General features: G+C 46.3%; 12 protein-coding genes. 6 read left to right on the top strand and 6 right to left on the bottom strand.

The genetic code is table 11. The annotated features are described in order from the left end of the window. Positions 1–61 precede the first annotated feature (61 nt). From R7Q47_RS02655 to R7Q47_RS02635, 5 genes are all read left to right on the top strand, one after another. The gene (locus R7Q47_RS02655; protein WP_138939634.1) at positions 62–1780 is read left to right on the top strand and encodes an efflux RND transporter periplasmic adaptor subunit; all 1719 of its coding nucleotides are present in this window, start codon (positions 62–64) and stop codon (positions 1778–1780) included. A 2-nt stretch (positions 1781–1782) separates the two neighbouring features. Beyond that, positions 1783–4992 (top strand): efflux RND transporter permease subunit, encoded by a 3210-nt coding sequence (locus tag R7Q47_RS02650; RefSeq protein WP_154203963.1) that lies wholly within the window; start codon positions 1783–1785, stop codon positions 4990–4992. Between the two features lie 76 nt (positions 4993–5068). Continuing rightward, positions 5069–5635 (top strand): copper-resistant cuproprotein CopI, encoded by a 567-nt coding sequence (gene copI, locus R7Q47_RS02645; RefSeq protein ID WP_154203964.1) that lies wholly within the window; start codon positions 5069–5071, stop codon positions 5633–5635. A gap of 326 nt (positions 5636–5961) precedes the next feature. After that, positions 5962–6813, top strand: coding sequence for a CARB family carbenicillin-hydrolyzing class A beta-lactamase (gene blaCARB, locus R7Q47_RS02640; protein WP_154203965.1), 852 nt, complete (start codon positions 5962–5964; stop codon positions 6811–6813). Between the two features lie 282 nt (positions 6814–7095). Then, positions 7096–8145, top strand: a complete 1050-nt coding sequence (locus R7Q47_RS02635) for a sensor domain-containing diguanylate cyclase (protein WP_053303796.1) — start codon at positions 7096–7098, stop codon at positions 8143–8145. A gap of 112 nt (positions 8146–8257) precedes the next feature. Here the strand turns inward: R7Q47_RS02635 and R7Q47_RS02630 are convergent, their stop codons facing one another. Further along, positions 8258–8410: a hypothetical protein gene (locus tag R7Q47_RS02630; protein WP_005375418.1), complete on the bottom strand. Its 153-nt coding sequence runs from the start codon at positions 8408–8410 to the stop codon at positions 8258–8260. A gap of 246 nt (positions 8411–8656) precedes the next feature. Between R7Q47_RS02630 and speG the strand changes: the two genes are divergently transcribed. Beyond that, entirely contained in the window at positions 8657–9196 is a 540-nt protein-coding gene (gene speG / locus R7Q47_RS02625; RefSeq protein WP_005375417.1) for a spermidine N1-acetyltransferase, read from the top strand. Positions 9197–9243: 47 nt separating this feature from the next. Here the strand turns inward: speG and R7Q47_RS02620 are convergent, their stop codons facing one another. The 5 genes from R7Q47_RS02620 to R7Q47_RS02600 all read right to left on the bottom strand — a co-directional run bounded on the left by R7Q47_RS02620 (position 9244) and on the right by R7Q47_RS02600 (position 16599). Continuing rightward, positions 9244–10041: a hypothetical protein gene (locus R7Q47_RS02620; protein WP_005385112.1), complete on the bottom strand. Its 798-nt coding sequence runs from the start codon at positions 10039–10041 to the stop codon at positions 9244–9246. Between the two features lie 176 nt (positions 10042–10217). Next, a complete protein-coding gene (locus tag R7Q47_RS02615; RefSeq protein WP_213962360.1) occupies positions 10218–11303 on the bottom strand; it encodes an OmpP1/FadL family transporter in 1086 nt (361 codons plus the stop codon). Positions 11304–11423: 120 nt separating this feature from the next. Next, entirely contained in the window at positions 11424–14564 is a 3141-nt protein-coding gene (gene vmeQ / locus R7Q47_RS02610; protein WP_318088579.1) for an efflux RND transporter permease subunit VmeQ, read from the bottom strand. Between the two features lie 10 nt (positions 14565–14574). Beyond that, positions 14575–15717 carry an efflux RND transporter periplasmic adaptor subunit gene (vmeP, locus tag R7Q47_RS02605; protein WP_213962358.1) on the bottom strand — a complete coding sequence of 381 codons (1143 nt, stop codon included), beginning with the start codon at positions 15715–15717 and terminating at the stop codon, positions 14575–14577. 90 nt (positions 15718–15807) lie between these two features. Continuing rightward, positions 15808–16599: a hypothetical protein gene (locus R7Q47_RS02600; protein WP_017821525.1), complete on the bottom strand. Its 792-nt coding sequence runs from the start codon at positions 16597–16599 to the stop codon at positions 15808–15810. Positions 16600–16601: the final 2 nt, after the last annotated feature.

The raw sequence follows: 16601 nt of genomic DNA, 5'->3' as shown, positions 1-16601 counted from the left end.
TGAACGAGAGCAGGCAACAACGCCGTAGCGTCAAATGTGAAGGGGAAAATAAGGTAAAACAATGAAAACATTACAAGTTGCAACCATCGCGCTGATTGTTGGTGGTGCTTTAGGGTTTGGTGCTAATCATTTTCTTACGGGCTCGGCTCACGACATGAGTGCGATGGGTGGCGAATCTGCTGCAAGCTCTAATGATCCGCTTTACTGGGTTGCCCCAATGGATCCGAATTACAAACGCGACAAGCCGGGTAAATCCCCAATGGGCATGGATTTGATTCCGGTTTACGCAGAAGACCTATCCGGTGAACAAGACGCACCGGGTACAGTGACTATTGACCCTTCAGTAGAAAACAACCTCGGGGTTAAAACCGCAAACGCGACACTACAACAGCTATCACCACGCATCGAAACGGTTGGCTATATTGCCTTTGATGAAAGTCTGTTATGGCAAACCAACGTTCGCGTGGCGGGTTGGGTAGAAAAACTCTACATCAATGCTGTGGGTGAGAAAGTGAAGAAAGGCGATGTGCTTTTCACGCTCTACTCTCCTGAACTGGTTAAAGCACAAGAAGAATTGCTGAATGCGTACCGTACTGGCCGCAAAGGTCTTGTAAAAGGGGCGACCGAACGCTTGGTAACGCTTGGGGTTGACCGTGCTCAAATCAAATCCATTACTCGTAGTGGTAAAGCATCGCAAACCATTGAAATCAAAGCGCCTGCTGATGGCGTTATCGCGAGCTTAAATGTGCGTGAAGGTGGCTATTTGTCCCCTGCTCAAGCGGTGATCAGTGCAGGTCCTTTGGACAATGTTTGGGTTGATGCAGAAGTCTTTGAGCGTCAAGCGCACTGGATGAAAGCGGGTTCTCAAGCCACGATGACCCTTGACGCGATTCCTGGCAATGAATGGCAAGGTGTCGTAGATTACGTGTACCCAATCCTTGATCCGAAAACACGTACGTTGCGTGTGCGCCTTAAATTCCCTAACCCAGATGGCGCATTGAAGCCAAACATGTTCGCCAACATTGCCCTTCAGCCTGTCACTGACGACGCAGTATTAACGATTCCTAAATCATCTGTTATCCGATCTGGCGGTATGACTCGCGTTGTTCTGGCGGAAGGTGATGGCAAATACCGTTCTGCTCGAATTGAAGTTGGCCGCGAAGCTGGTGAACAAATCGAAGTATTACAAGGACTTAAACAAGGCGATAAGATCGTTACTTCATCTCACTTCATGCTCGACTCTGAATCAAGCCAGTCGGCGGATCTGTCTCGCATCAATGGTGTAGAAGTAGCGGCAGAAACGGCATGGGCCAAAGGTGAGATCACGGATGTGATGAAAGATCACCGCATGCTGACCATCAACCACCAACCTGTACCAGAATGGGATTGGCCGGGCATGGTAATGAACTTCACTTTCGCAGATGGCGTTGAAATGGGTGACTTGAAAAAAGGTCAGGCTATCGAATTTGAAATGCAAAAGACGGAGTCCGGTCAGTACCAAATCGTTGACTATAAGGCAGACAACAGCGTCATTGCAGCAGAAGTTTGGCTAACTGGTGACATTAGCATGCTGATGGCTGATTTTGGCATGATCACCTTAAACCACCTACCGGTTGCAGAATGGAACTGGGATGCAGGTGAGATGAACTTCTCTGTGGGAGAAGACGTTGATCTATCGGGTTTTGAAGAAGGACAGAAAGTTCGGTTTCTAGTTGAAAAACAAGGATCTGACTACGTTCTTAAACAGCTAGTTCCTGCAACAACAGCCGTCGAGGGTTAATTATGATCAATGCTATTATTCGTTGGTCACTGAGCAACCGATTCCTAGTGTTGGTCGCGACCTTAGCCCTTGTATTAGGCGGACTTTACAGTGTAAAGAATACGCCTGTTGATGCGATTCCGGATCTTTCTGATGTGCAAGTGATCATCAAGACAAGCTATCCGGGTCAAGCTCCTCAAGTCGTTGAGGATCAAGTTACTTACCCACTCACCACCGCCATGCTTGCCGTGCCGGGTGCTGAGACAGTTCGTGGCTACTCCTTCTTTGGTGACTCTTACGTTTATATCATTTTCAACGATGATACCGACATGTACTGGGCACGTTCACGCGTGTTGGAGTACTTAAGCCAAGTAGCACCAAAGCTGCCACCGAACGCAAAACCAACCCTAGGTCCTGATGCAACGGGCGTGGGCTGGGTTTACAGCTACGTATTACAAGACAAAACTGGCAAGCATGATTTGGCGGATCTTCGCAGCCTGCAAGACTGGTTCTTGAAATACGAATTGCAAACCGTTGATGGCGTTTCTGAAGTCGCTACCGTGGGCGGTATGGTGAAGCAGTATCAAGTGCAGATTGATCCTGCCAAACTGCGTGCGTACAACCTCACTTTGAAACAAGTGAACATGGCAATCCAAAACGGTAACCAAGAAACCGGCGCGTCCGTTATCGAAGTGGCCGAAGCCGAGCACATGGTTCGTACCACGGGTTACCTAACCAGCATTGAAGACATAAAATCACTGCCGCTAAAAGTCACCGAGAAAGGCACGCCGTTGCTATTAGGAGACATCGCAGACATTAACCTTGGTCCACAAATGCGCCGTGGTATCTCAGAGCTGAATGGCGAAGGTGAAGCGGTCGGTGGCGTTATCGTGATGCGCTTTGGTGAAAACGCCAGTGAAGTGATTGCGAAGGTCAAAAACAAACTCGCAGACCTACAACGCAGCCTGCCAGAAGGCGTGGAAATTGTTGCAACCTACGACCGCTCTACCCTTATCGATTCAGCGGTAGAAAACCTATGGAAGAAGCTTGCAGAAGAGTTCATCGTCGTTGCGATTGTGTGTGCGTTGTTCCTGTTCCACATTCGTTCTTCGTTGGTTATCGCTCTGAGCCTACCGGTCGGCATTCTCACTGCGTTTATCGTAATGCATTGGCAAGGCATCAACGCCAACATCATGTCCCTTGGTGGTATCGCGATTGCCATCGGTGCCATGGTAGATGGTGCAATCGTGATGATTGAAAACGTTCACAAGCACATTGAACGAACGCCACTGACCGAAAAAAACCGCTGGCAAGTAATTGGCAAAGCCGCAGAAGAGGTCGGCGCACCGCTGTTCTTCTCGTTGCTTATCATCACTCTTAGCTTCGTACCGGTGTTCGCCTTAGAAGGCCAAGAAGGCAAGATGTTCTCGCCGCTTGCGTTCACTAAGACTTACGCCATGGCAGCGGCAGCAGGTTTGGCAATAACACTCGTCCCTGTTCTTATGGGCTACTTCATTCGCGGTAAGGTGTTACCGGAGCACAAAAACCCGGTTAACCGTGGCTTGGTCGCATTGTACCGTCCGCTGTTGAACACCAGCTTAAAATACCCTAAGACCATGATTGTTATCGCATTAAGTCTGATGGCGTCGGCTTACTACCCAACCAGTAAACTGGGTAGCGAGTTCATCCCGCCGCTGGATGAGGGCGACTTGATGTACATGCCAACGACCTATCCGGGTATCTCGATTGGTAAGGCGCGTGAGCTTCTACAACAAACCAACAAGCTGATCAAAACCGTTCCAGAGGTGAAAACCGTATGGGGCAAGATTGGCCGAGCTGAGACCGCAACCGATCCAGCACCACTCACCATGATTGAAACCGTGATTCAGTTGAAGCCACGCGACCAATGGCATGAAGGGGTAACAACCGAGTCACTGCGCAAAGAGTTCGACAAGCTGGTTCAGTTCCCTGGTCTTACTAACGCTTGGGTAATGCCAATTAAAACGCGTATCGACATGCTGGCAACGGGCATCAAAACCCCTATCGGCATTAAGATCGCCGGACCCGATCTGAAAGTGATCGAGAAGATCGGTTCTCAGTTGGAGCCAATTCTTAATGGTGTACAAGGCACGGCATCGGTTTATGCGGAACGTGTAGCAGGTGGTCGTTATGTCACGATCGACATTAAACGTCGTGCCGCAGCGCGTTACGGCTTGAGCATCAAAGACGTTCAGCAAGTGATCTCCACTGCGGTGGGCGGTATGAATGTGGGTGAAACCATTGAAGGCTTAGAGCGTTACCCAATCAACGTTCGTTACCCACAAGACTACCGCGATTCAGTGGTTAAACTGCAAAACTTACCATTGGTGACACCAAATGGCGCTCGTATTGCGCTGGCTGACGTAGCGGACATTCGTTACGAAGACGGCCCTCCGATGATCAAGACGGAAAACGCGCGTCCGAATGGCTGGGTATTTGTCGACATCGATGGGCGTGACCTTGGCTCTTACGTCGTGGAAGCACAGCAAGTCGTGGCCGATCAGTTGGAGCTTCCTGCGGGTTACTCGTTGGCTTGGTCTGGTCAATACGAATACATGGAACGTGCGAAAGACCGCTTGAGTGTCGTGGTACCAATTACCATCGCCATCATTATGCTGCTGCTTTACTTCAGTTTCCGTCGTGTCGGCGAAGTGATGATCATCATGCTTACCCTACCACTCGCTATGGTTGGTGGTTTGTGGCTCATGCATATCCTCAACTACAACTTCTCGATTGCCGTTGGGGTCGGCTTTATTGCCCTAGCAGGTGTCGCGGTTGAGATTGGGGTCATCATGCTCGTCTACCTTAACCAAGCATGGCACTACAAAAAGCTGGATGCGGAAGAGAGCCAACAGAAGCTTGAGGCGAAAGACCTAACCGATGCCATTCGTGAAGGTGCAGGCCTGCGTGTCCGCCCAGTAATGATGACGGTACTGACGGTCATTATTGGTCTGATTCCGATCATGTACGGCGAAGGTACAGGATCAGAAGTAATGCAACGTATCGCCGCACCAATGATTGGTGGTATGGCATCAGCACTGCTGCTGACGCTGTTGGTACTTCCAGCCATCTTCAAGCTGTGGAAACAACGTGAGTTACGCCCAAGCAACTCAACTCCGAGCCAAACAAGCACGCAAACTGGCAACCAAATCGAAAACGCCGCCAGCACAGATCGCACTGGCAACAAGGCTTAATCCCTACCTTCCCCTCAATCAATTCGTTTGGGGGGAAGCAACCAAGTTATTAATGAATTAAAACAAGGATATAAAAATGAAAAAGACACTAATCACTCTTGCTCTAGCCCTAACAACAACGACTGCGTTTGCCCAAATGAATCATTCAAACATGGACCACGCGAACATGGACCATGGCAACATGAAGCATGAAAACATGGACCACGGCAGCATGAAGATGGACCACAGTAAAATGGACCATTCAAACATGATGGATATGCCGGGCATGTCGGCAGTAGGTATGCCAGCGAAAGGGGCAAAGCCAGACAAGGTGGTACACGTTATCTTGGATGATGACATGACCATCAAGTTCAAGAAAGACGTCAAGATTGAGCCAAACGATGTGGTGCAATTTGTGGTGATGAACACAGGTAAGATCAACCACGAGTTTACGATTGGTTCGGCTAAAGAGCAGCTAGAACATCGCGAAATGATGAAGACAATGAGTGGCGATCACATGCACGACTCGGGCAACTCTGTGACGGTCGAACCGGGCAAAGCGAAGCAGTTGTTGTGGCATTTCCACGGTGACAACAAGATTGAGTTCGCGTGCAACATTCCGGGCCATGCAGAAGCAGGCATGGTTAAAAAGATTGAACTGTAAGTAATTATCCAACTAGACAAAGGAGCTGATGATTCAGCTCCTTTTATTTCTCTGGATCAAACTATTCGTTAGCTCATGATAAGAAATTCTGAGCCAGTGTCTCACGCTAAGATATTTTTATGACCGAATCACCGACGTAATATATAAGCCAAACTACGGGCCTTGATAGCAACACTCTTCTCCTCATATTGAGACCGTATTAGCGTATTGCAAAGAATCCTACATAAAATAGACATAGATTTAACAGTGTTTAGAGTATTGGCTCGTTATAGTTTACGTGACATCGCTACGGTGCGAACTAAAACTAAAATTGAAGAACACGATCCATGAAAAAGTTATTTTTGTTGGCTGGGCTAATGGTTTGCTCAACCCTAAGTTACGCGTCCCAACTGAATGAGGACATTTCTCTCCTCGAGCAACAAACCTCAAGCAGAATTGGGGTGTCAGTTTGGGATACCCAAGCAGACGAGCGTTGGGACTACCGTGGCGATGAACGCTTCCCACTCATGAGCACATTCAAAACCCTAGCTTGTGCCAAAATGCTAAGTGATATGGACAGCGGTAAGCTAAGTAAGAATGCGACCGCAAAAGTCGATGAGCGCAGTATCGTTGTATGGTCTCCAGTGATGGATAAGCTCGCAGGCCAAAACACACGCATAGAGCACGCGTGTGAAGCCGCTATGTTAATGAGTGATAATACTGCAGCCAACTTGGTATTAAATGAAATTGGCGGCCCTAAAGCCGTAACAATGTTTCTGCGAGCAATTGGAGATAAAGCAACGCGCCTAGACAGAATAGAACCTCGCTTGAACGAAGCCACACCAGGCGACAGCCGCGACACAACCACACCTAACGCCATACTAAACACTCTTCGAACTTTGGTCGAAGGCGAAACGTTGTCTTATGAGTCTCGTGTACAATTAAAAATCTGGATGCAGGACAACAAAGTTTCAGACTCGTTAATGCGTTCTGTATTACCAACAGGTTGGTCTATTGCAGACCGTTCTGGTGCGGGAGGTCATGGTTCGCGTGGCATTAACGCGATTATATGGAAGGAAAATCATCGACCTGTTTACATTAGTATTTATGTCACAGAAACCGAGCTCTCACTTCAAGCTAGGGACCAACTCGTTGCGCAGATAAGTCAGTTGATTTTACAAAAGTACAAAGACAATTAAGTCACCACTCACCTGACCCTATTTGTATCCTTTTCTAGCCCTTCTCTTCCAGAAGGGCTCATTCTGTACTTCCATCTTAAAAACACCACTTATTGAGTAATGACTTACTTATAAATAGGTATAAGATTTACTTATTTAGGGTGAGTTAACGCCCACATTAAGCAACCAAATGCACACAAACGGCGATAATTGAACCATACTCTTACCAAGAAGCACATTTTCTACAAAATAGCTTCACGTAATTTATTGTTGGTATTTGCAACATTGCCAAGGAGATGTCTATTGAGACTTGAAAGAACTTTTAACCCTGATGACTTATCGATGCAAAACATGGAAAGTCCGATATGTATGCCGATAGGGTTTGTTCACTTTTTAGCTCAATCGGAAACACTACAGCAAGTACTTGATACGGTGGCAGAATGGATAAATCGTATATTTAATTCTGACCGTGCGAGTATCACACTTTATGAAAACAATGATCATTTAAAGGTCTACTCTTTCTCTGGTAGTAAAGCGATTCCCGCTGAATTTTTAGTGCCCATTCATCAAGCGTTTGTTGGCCGAGTGTTCAAAAAGCAACAACTGATGATCTGCGACGATGTTACGCAATCTGATGAGATCGATTGTGTGATGCTCGCATCCAATGGTATGGGTACGTGTATGGACGCGCCTTTAATGCACGGTAAAGTCTGCCTAGGAACGCTTAATGTTGCGCATCATCAAACGCACATTTACACAAACGAACAAGCGGCACAGCTTCAGTGCATCGCTAATTGGATTGCTTTAAACATTGCCCTTCATATACAGATTATGAAAATGGAACACCTCGCCACGACGGATGATCTAACAGGTATTCCAAACCGCAGAGAGTTCATGCGACAAATCGAAAGCCGCCTAAATGAATACCGAACCCAGGGCATTGACTTCCATGTTGCTATTTTAGATCTCGACAATTTTAAAAGCCTCAATGACCGATTTGGTCATGACGCAGGCGATAAATCACTGATCCATGCAGTTAATACTATTAAAAGTCATCTACTTGATTGTGACTTACTTGCCAGAGTTGGCGGTGAAGAGTTTGCCATCGTATTAAGAAGTCGCTCATCACAGCAAGCTCTAGACACATTAGAAACGATTCGTAATGCACTAGAAACGACGACCGTTCAACATTCAGGTTGTGATATGAGCTTCACCGCGAGTATTGGGGTAACTCAAGTCTGTCGTCTCGACGACTCATTTGAACCACTCGTTAAACGCGCCGACTTAGCACTTTACAAGGCAAAAGAAACCGGAAGAAATCGCGTTGAGTTTCATATTGGTGAAGAAAGGTAGAAAAAATAAAAAAAGGTAGCGACTCATTGCGCTACCTTTTATCGATTCTAACCCGCTTAAAATAACTAATACGAACTTTAAGCCAGTTAAAAATAAGAATGAGCAAATTTAGTTATGCTTTCTTAAGATCTTTAGCTGGGTAAGTTAGTGTTTTTTCGCCTGCTTTTACATGTGTGTAAAAACCGCCACTGCTTAAACCTGTAACAACCATTTCGCCAAGATCGATACCTTTAGTCGCTACTACTACGTCACCGATTGAAAACATATTGAATACCTTGTTTGTTTAGATTAAGACACTAAGTCGTTGCGCGGTATTTAATACGATATTAGGCAAAGCACCTAATCGAGTTTTTTATCGTAAAGATTAATTTATATTTGTCGTGAACTCTAAGTTTCCACATTGAAAATCACAGGATATTTTCCAAAAAAAGATGCGCTATTCTTGTGAAATACGGTAATATTTTCTAGCATCAAGTGCGGAGGTATTCTCCGCCCTCATTGGAGAAAAATGATGAAGAAAGGCCTAAAAATGCGTGCATTAGAGCGTTCTGATTTGCGCTTTATTCATGAACTGAATAACAACCGAAATATCATGGCCTACTGGTTCGAAGAACCTTACGAATCTTATGACGAGCTCGAAGAACTTTATCGAAAACATATACATGATGACGCTGAAAGACGTTTTGTCGTCGAAGATGAAGACGGCATCGTAATTGGCTTAGTTGAGCTGATCGAGATTAACTACATTCACCGAAGCGCGGAATTTCAGATAATCATAGCCCCAGAGCATCAAGGCCGAGGTTATGCGACAGAGATGATTAATCGTGCGTTAGATTACTCATTCTCAATTCTTAATCTACGTAAAATCTACTTATTAGTCGCAGTGGATAACGAAGTCGCTATTCACTTATACAAAAAATGCGGCTTTATCGAAGAAGGTCACCTTGTAGAAGAATACTTTATTAACGGCGCTTACAGCGATGTTAAGCGCATGTATATATTAAAACACCAATACCAGAAAAAGATCGAAGAAAACAACTCAATTCACTAGTTCATTCTATCAAAGTAAAAGCGCAGCTATTTGGGCTGCGTTTTTATTTATTCAAATTGATATTGATATGATAATACGATGCGCTTGTCTGCTTCATCCAAATAGGTGTTGTTGTCCATGACAAACGTCATTACGTTAAAAGAGTGGCGTTTGCTCACGAGGTAACCAAGACCAATACCACCAAAGAAGCCTTTGTAGTTCTCTCCTTCACTGTTTTCTGAGCCGTAAGTGCCTGCTGCGAAGCTGATTAACGTCAGCTCTTTGGTAAACGATTTCAGCGCGAATGCACCAACGTAACCGCTACTGCCTGAAGAGCTCATCATATTGAAGCCATTCTCTGCACTTGGCGTCCCCGTAAAGTTAGGCTCGCTACAGAGACTACTTTCTGCACCGTCACAAACAGGAACATCACCAGTGTTGTACGTATAGCCTGCCATTGGGAAAATTTGGAAGCCTGCTGGCTCAATCCCGAAATAACTTAGCGGCATAAAGGTACCAACGCTGTAGTTGGTTTGATCCGCGCCGTTTACGTATTCATTTTTACCGAAGTTGAAGTTCACGATACCGACCGGAAACAACCACGAGCCACCAATACGCCACTCGCTCGCATCATCATTGATACGCAGGTTAATTTTGCGCGCTTGGTCAAGCGCAAGTGAGCCCGAGAATGAGATGTTTTGATCATCAAAATCGTAGTTGTTTGCGTACGACGCGCCAAATTTCGTGATGACTTTTGTTGGGTCATCCGCCAACTTGTTTTTATTGTCTTTTACTCGATGCTCGGCACCATGAGCCAGCGTACTAACCAACAAAGTCGTACACACTAACGCTAGTTTATTTTTCATTTTTTAGTCCTTTGAGATGTTGAATACCCGCACTTAGCTGCGCAGATACTTTTTGAATCATCACTCACTGGATGTGACAGAAGCGCCCTAACTACCTTAGATGGTGTGACAGCATCCAGTGCAGGTAGTTAGGGTAGAATGGCCTGTAAGGAAGGCGTTTTAGCGATTAGGAATGATTAGTTTTTCCAGTTGTAGCTCATGCTCATGAAGTACAGCGCAGGCTCATCAAAACCAGCTTGTAAGCGCGGCGTTTTTGACGATTCCATCAAGATCGCTTCAAACGCGAAACCAATTGAGTTTTCTGAATCCAATTTGTAATCAATGCCTGTACCAATGCGGTACGCCTTGCCAGTAGGAACGGTAATGTCACCGTTTGATTGACTTTCATACATGCTGGTATCGAATGCAAAACCTGCATTCCACATCATTTTTTCATTCAGTTTGTACTGAGTACCCAATGCGATTTGGTAAGTGTCTTGTGTCTCTACGTTCAGCGTGGTTGTGTATTCGCTCCAGTCTTGCCAGTTCACGTTCCACATCACCGCTAGGTCATCATTCACTTCGTGGTAAGCACTGAAGATCAGTTGTTGCGGAGCAATGGAGTTGCTATTGTCGAATTCAAATTCGGTTTCAGAAGAGTAAGACAACCCAAGACGCGTGCCTGCTGTTGCTTCATAAAGCACACCTACTCGGCCGTTAACCTGTGTGTCTTGGTCTTCGTCATTGAAGTTCAAGACTCCCTTCGTTTCCACTTCATACATACCGTACTGAATACCAAGCGCCGCACCCACAGACCAGTGATCATTGATGCGGTAAGAAGCGGAAGGTTGAATGGTTAAGGCTTGCGTCGTTGCTGTAGGAATATCTAAATGATTATCCAAAAGACCTTCGTACTCGAGGCCAAGGCCGTAGTTGCCATACAGACCAATACCCAGCGTCCATTTGTCGTTTACTTGTTGGCTGTAAAATGCCGACGCCATAGGAACAAAACCAATCACGTTGCCCGCATCGCCAGTCATCGTGTCTAGTTGCGCGTCACCGTAAAGGCCAATCAGGTTACCAGAGAAAGATTTACCAGAAACATTCGCCAGACCAGCCGGGTTTGCTGCCATTACTGAGGCATCTTGCGCACGAGCCGCCATACCAGCGGATGCCAAACCAATATCCGATGCAGTTGTTTCGTAAAGGTATAACCCACCCGCTTGCGCAGCAGCACACGTCAGTAGAGAGCTCGCTACGACGATTTTTGAAAGATTTTTCATGCTAAAACCTATTATTGTTTGGGGAACCCACGCTGCGACGGTGGTTGTATATCAATGAAAGGCATTGGCCAATCGCACACAGCGTGGGGGTGTTGTGGAGTCAGTCAGTTGAAATCAGCGTTATTGCTCGCTCACCTCAAGTTCAGTGGGTTTCTTTCGCTTAAACTTCTCGCGCAGAGATTGCATCATCACGAAGAACACTGGCGTCAGTAACGTGCCTACAAACGTAGAGAGAATCATGCCGCCGAATACTGCAAAGCCCAGTGAGTGACGAGATGCCGCACCGGCACCCGATGCAATCACCAACGGGAATACCCCCCAGATGAAGGCAAATGCGGTCATCTGTACTGCACGGAAACGGATTCGAGCAGCTTCTTTGGCAGCATCAATGATGGATAAGCCCTTTTCTTCTCGCAGAACTTTGGCAAATTCCACGATAAGAATCGCCACTTTGGCGGACATACCGATCAAGATGACCACACCAATCTGCACGTACAAGTCGAACGGTTGTCCCACCAGCAGTAGCGTGCCCATTGCGCCGAGAATCGCGACTGGAACCGCCATCATTACCGCTGCAGGAATGGTCCAACTTTCGTACTGAGCCACCAAGAACAAGTAGGTGAACAGCAAAGACAATGCGAACGCGATCGGCGCCATGTTGTCTGCTTTCATCTCTTGGTAAGTCATGCCTGACCACTCGTATGAGTAACCACTTGGCAAAGATTCCGCAGCCAGTTTTTCAATGGCTTTTACAACATCACCCGAGCTGTAACCTGGCGCTGGCGCACCGTTCACGGTTGCAGAACTGAACATGTTGTAGTTCGACAAGGTATCTGGGCCGAAGATCGGCTTCACTTTCACTAGCGTTGCCAGTGACACCATTTTTCCAGAGCTTGAGCGAACAAACAGATGGTTGATGTCGTCGATATTGTCACGGTATTGCTCTTCTGCTTGCACTTTCACTTGGTACGAACGACCAAACAAGTTGAAGTCAGAAATGTAGGCGCCGCCCAACTGTGCTTGCAGTGTGCTGAAGATTTCATTCAACGGTACGCCCATCGAAATCGCTTTATCGCGATCAATATCGATGTAACGTTGCGGAATATTCGCACGGAAAATCGAGAACGCACGTGCCACTTCAGGCAGTTGGTTGATTTGGGCAACAAAATCAGCGGTTGTTTTTGCCAACTCTTGTGGAGAACGGCCCAAGTTGTCCTGCAGCACAAGGTTGAAACCATCCACCGCACCCATACCTTTGATTGCCGGTGTCGCGAAAACGAACGAAGCGGCATCTGGCGTTGAGTTCAGCATTTGGTTAACTTTATTCATCAATGCGCGTTGGTGTAGCTCAGGGTCTTTACGTTTGCTCCAGTTATCCAGTTTGATGATCAACATGCCCGAGTTTGGAATCGACGCCATGTTAATTACCGAGAAGCCCGCAACCGAAACCACGTTCTCCACACCTTCCATCTGTTTTAGCTCATCAACGTACTGCTTCATTAATGGTGCAGTACGCTGCAATGCTGCTGCGTCTGGCAAACGCATTTCGACCATGAACACGCCTTTATCTTCGTTCGGTACGAAAGAGGAAGGTACGGTCATGAACGCAAATGCCAGCACCGCAATAAGCGCGCCATAAACACCGATACTCAGCACAATGCGACGGCTCAAGAAGCCAACTACACCTTGGTATTTGCGCGTTATTGCTTCAAAACCTCGATTAAACGCACGCAAAGGCACAATAGGTTGCGAGTGAGTAGATTTCAACATCAACGCACAAAGCGCTGGCGTTAACGTTAATGCGTTGATCGCAGAGATCAGCACCGACACACAGATGGTGACTGCGAACTGGTTGAACATTCGACCGGAAATACCCGGCAATAGCGCAACCGGTACGAATACTGCCAACAAAATAAGCGTTGTTGCCAATACTGGCCCCGTCACTTCTTTCATAGCTTGGATCGTGGCCGGAATCGGGTCTAAATGCTCTTCATGGATAACCCGCTCCACGTTCTCTACCACGATGATCGCATCGTCCACCACGATACCGATGGCGAGGATCAAGCCAAACAACGAGATGGTGTTAATGGTCATGCCCATCACGCCCATGATTGCGAAAGTCGCAATGATGGAAACCGGAATCGCTAAGGTTGGAATGATGGTCGCTCGCCAGTTCTGCAAGAAAACGTACACAACGAAGGTGACAAGAAGTACCGCAATCACCAGCGTCTCGTACACTTCATCAATCGATGTCTCTACGTATTCGGTAGAGTCATACGCGATGTCATAGACCAAATCATCTGGGAACGATTTCTCGTACTCTTTCATGGCCTCTTTCACCCGCTCCATCACGTCTAGCGCATTCGCTGTCGGCAACTGGTACAAGGCCAGAACGGCGGCTGGTTCGTTATTCATACGACCATCAGCTTCGTAACCTTGTGCGCCAACTTCGACACGAGCCACATCTTTCAAGCGAATCATAGAACCTTTCTTGCTCGCACGGATGATGATGTTCTCGAACTCTTCCGCAGAAGTAAGGCGGCCTTTGGTTTGCAAAACATATTGATATTGCTGATCACCCGGAGCTGGCATACCACCGATCTTACCCGCCGCCACTTGGATGTTTTGCGTTTTAATTGCGCCAATAACATCGCTAGCAGAAAGCTTCAAGGTAGCCAGTTTATTTGGGTTCAACCAAATACGCATTGAGTAGTCTTTCTTACCCAGCAGCGTAATGTCACTCATACCTTCGATACGTTTTAGACGCTCGACAATATTGAGATCCGCGTAGTTAGAAAGGTAGATACTGTCGTGAGACTGTTTCGGAGAACGCAGTGTGATAACGCCCAGCATGTCGGAAGATTTCTTCTTAACCGTCACACCGATTTGGTTTACTTCTTGTGGTAGAGACGACGTCGCCTGTGCCACCAAGTTGTTCACACGAACCTGCGCCATATCGCCATCTGCGCCCACTCGGAAGTAAATACGCAATGTGTATGAGCCATCGTTACCAATCACAGAAGACATGTAAATCATGTCTTCAACGCCGTTGACTTTGGCTTCTATCGGTTGTGCTACGGTCTTTTTAACCACGTCCGCGTTTGCACCCGGATACATGGTGCTCACCGTAATTACCGTTGGAGAGATTTGAGGATACTCAGAAATTGGCAAGACTTTCAGGGCGATCATACCCATCAATGTCATCGCCAGTGAGATCACCAAAGCAAACTTCGGCCGGTGAATGAAAAATTTACTTAACATCAGTACTCACTCAGCCTTGTTCACTCTGTAGCTCAACGTCTTTCACCGTTGCACCCGGACGCACTTTTTGTAGACCATTGACGATGACTTTTTCGTTAGCCGCCAAACCAGTCAGCACAGCACGTTTCACACCGTAGGTCTGACCGAGTTCAACGTTACGACGAGACACCACGTGATCATCACCAACCACCATGACGTAGTCACCCGCTTGGTCTTGTTGAACAGCCGCCGATGGGATAAGCAAACCATCAATGGTTTTGTTGCGCAGCTTGATGGTCAAGTTGCCATATTCACCCGGCATAAGCGCGTAAGTTGGATTATCGAATTGTGCTTCTGCTCGAATTGAGCCTGTTTCTAAATCGATCTTATTGCCAACGGCGTAGATCTTGCCATCAAGCGGATACAATGAACCGTCTGAAAGCGTCAGTGTTAAATCAACATCCAGTTTGTCATCGTTACGATGAGCTACATCAATCGCACTTCTTACGCGGCGGTAGAGCTTCTCATCCACATCAAAGCCAAAGTGAATTGGGTCTACTTGAGTGATCGAAACAAGAGGAACGAGTTGAATTTTCGAAATACGGTCACCCACTCGGAAGTTGCTGAAACCCACGCGACCAGAGAAAGGAGCACGCACAGAGCTAAATTCAAGATCGAGCCTTGCTGAAACCAGCGTCGCCTTCGCCTCTTCTACCGAAGCAATCGCTGCGGCTTGCGCGGCAATGGCGTCATCGTATTGCTGCTCACTGATGCTTTTATCTTTGATGAGTTTCTTCACACGTTCTGCATCACGCGTAGTTTGAACGAGTTGCGCTTTTGCTTTTTGCAACGACGCTTTTGCATACGCCAGTGCCGCTTTGTAAGGACGGTCGTCGATTTCAAACAACAATTGGCCTTTTTCGACCATATCGCCATCTTTAAAATGAATCGCGGTTAATTCGCCACCGACTCGCGGCATAATATCAACGTCATTTACCGCTTCAGTTCGACCGATAAAATTATGATAAGGAGTGATTTTTGTTTCGGTTAGGGTAACGGTTTCAACATAGGGTGCTTGGGCTGTTTTCGTTACGATATCGCCAGTTTTGCATCCTGATAGTAATGCAGAAGATATAGCAATAGATACCAACGCAAATTTATATTTGGCTTTCATGATAAACCTACTTTATGTAGAAAGTGCTTTGGCCTAAATATTTAAATATATGGATAAACACACTTTCCATTCTGGAAATAAACGAGGGAGTTAGAATTGGTAGTTAAATTCGATACGGTGATCACCATCACCGAAATTAACATGCTCATTCCAGTTTGCAAAGTAACGAATATTAGCGCGAGGATTAATTTGATAAGACAACGCAAACTCATGAGTTAAGATATTATCTTCACCCGCGTAATAAGTATCTTTATATTGACTAGACCCAGACAACGTATGCATATACATTGGGTTGTAGTTAATCCAGATTTTATCGGTTAATTCAATTTTTGAGTACATACCCACAACAGTGAAAGTACCTGGAATTTCATAACCTTTGTCATCACCACTAAAATCATTAGCAATAGTGACACCCGCACCAGCTAAAGGAAATAGCTGCAACATACCAAACTTAGGTAGACCTTGAATAAAGCTATAAGATGCATCTAATTTATCGTTATCAACGTCGTAGTTTACATCTAATTGACGGCCTAGACCTTTTGCGACTTCTACTTGGAAATTACGTAGTCGGAAAGAGTCAATGCTGTCATCAACGTTGGCATATATTGGATCGTCATTGTCGCGAATGCCAAATAGCTCACCACCAATGCCTTTCATTTCAATGATGTTCATCGCCATGGTACCAGGCTGGCTAGATTGGTAAGTTTGACCGATTTTGATGTTCGCGCCTTTATCAGTAATACCAAAGCCAGCTTGGGTGTATACCGCAAGTGGGTCAGACATATCTTGTAGTTCTTCGCTATTGTTTGTTTGCGCATAGGCAGAAGACGCGAGTTGTAGGGCTGCAACCACAATGGCAACAGACGGTTTCACTAAATTCATAA

The sequence above is a fragment of the Vibrio sp. Vb0349 genome, from assembly GCF_033338975.1.
Note: the sequence above shows the minus strand (reverse complement) of the source record. Positions and strands in the feature narration are given on the sequence as shown.

What these genes read in the sequence shown, in the direction of transcription:
- R7Q47_RS02655 (WP_138939634.1), top strand. Translation starts at nt 62, where the DNA reads ATGAAAACATTACAAGTTGCAACCATCGCGCTGATTGTTGGTGGTGCT.
- R7Q47_RS02650 (WP_154203963.1), top strand. Translation starts at nt 1,783, where the DNA reads ATGATCAATGCTATTATTCGTTGGTCACTGAGCAACCGATTCCTAGTG.
- copI (WP_154203964.1), top strand. Translation starts at nt 5,069, where the DNA reads ATGAAAAAGACACTAATCACTCTTGCTCTAGCCCTAACAACAACGACT.
- blaCARB (WP_154203965.1), top strand. Translation starts at nt 5,962, where the DNA reads ATGAAAAAGTTATTTTTGTTGGCTGGGCTAATGGTTTGCTCAACCCTA.
- R7Q47_RS02630 (WP_005375418.1), bottom strand. Translation starts at nt 8,410, where the DNA reads ATGTTTTCAATCGGTGACGTAGTAGTAGCGACTAAAGGTATCGATCTT.
- speG (WP_005375417.1), top strand. Translation starts at nt 8,657, where the DNA reads ATGAAGAAAGGCCTAAAAATGCGTGCATTAGAGCGTTCTGATTTGCGC.
- R7Q47_RS02620 (WP_005385112.1), bottom strand. Translation starts at nt 10,041, where the DNA reads ATGAAAAATAAACTAGCGTTAGTGTGTACGACTTTGTTGGTTAGTACG.
- R7Q47_RS02615 (WP_213962360.1), bottom strand. Translation starts at nt 11,303, where the DNA reads ATGAAAAATCTTTCAAAAATCGTCGTAGCGAGCTCTCTACTGACGTGT.
- vmeQ (WP_318088579.1), bottom strand. Translation starts at nt 14,564, where the DNA reads ATGTTAAGTAAATTTTTCATTCACCGGCCGAAGTTTGCTTTGGTGATC.
- vmeP (WP_213962358.1), bottom strand. Translation starts at nt 15,717, where the DNA reads ATGAAAGCCAAATATAAATTTGCGTTGGTATCTATTGCTATATCTTCT.
- R7Q47_RS02600 (WP_017821525.1), bottom strand. Translation starts at nt 16,599, where the DNA reads ATGAATTTAGTGAAACCGTCTGTTGCCATTGTGGTTGCAGCCCTACAA.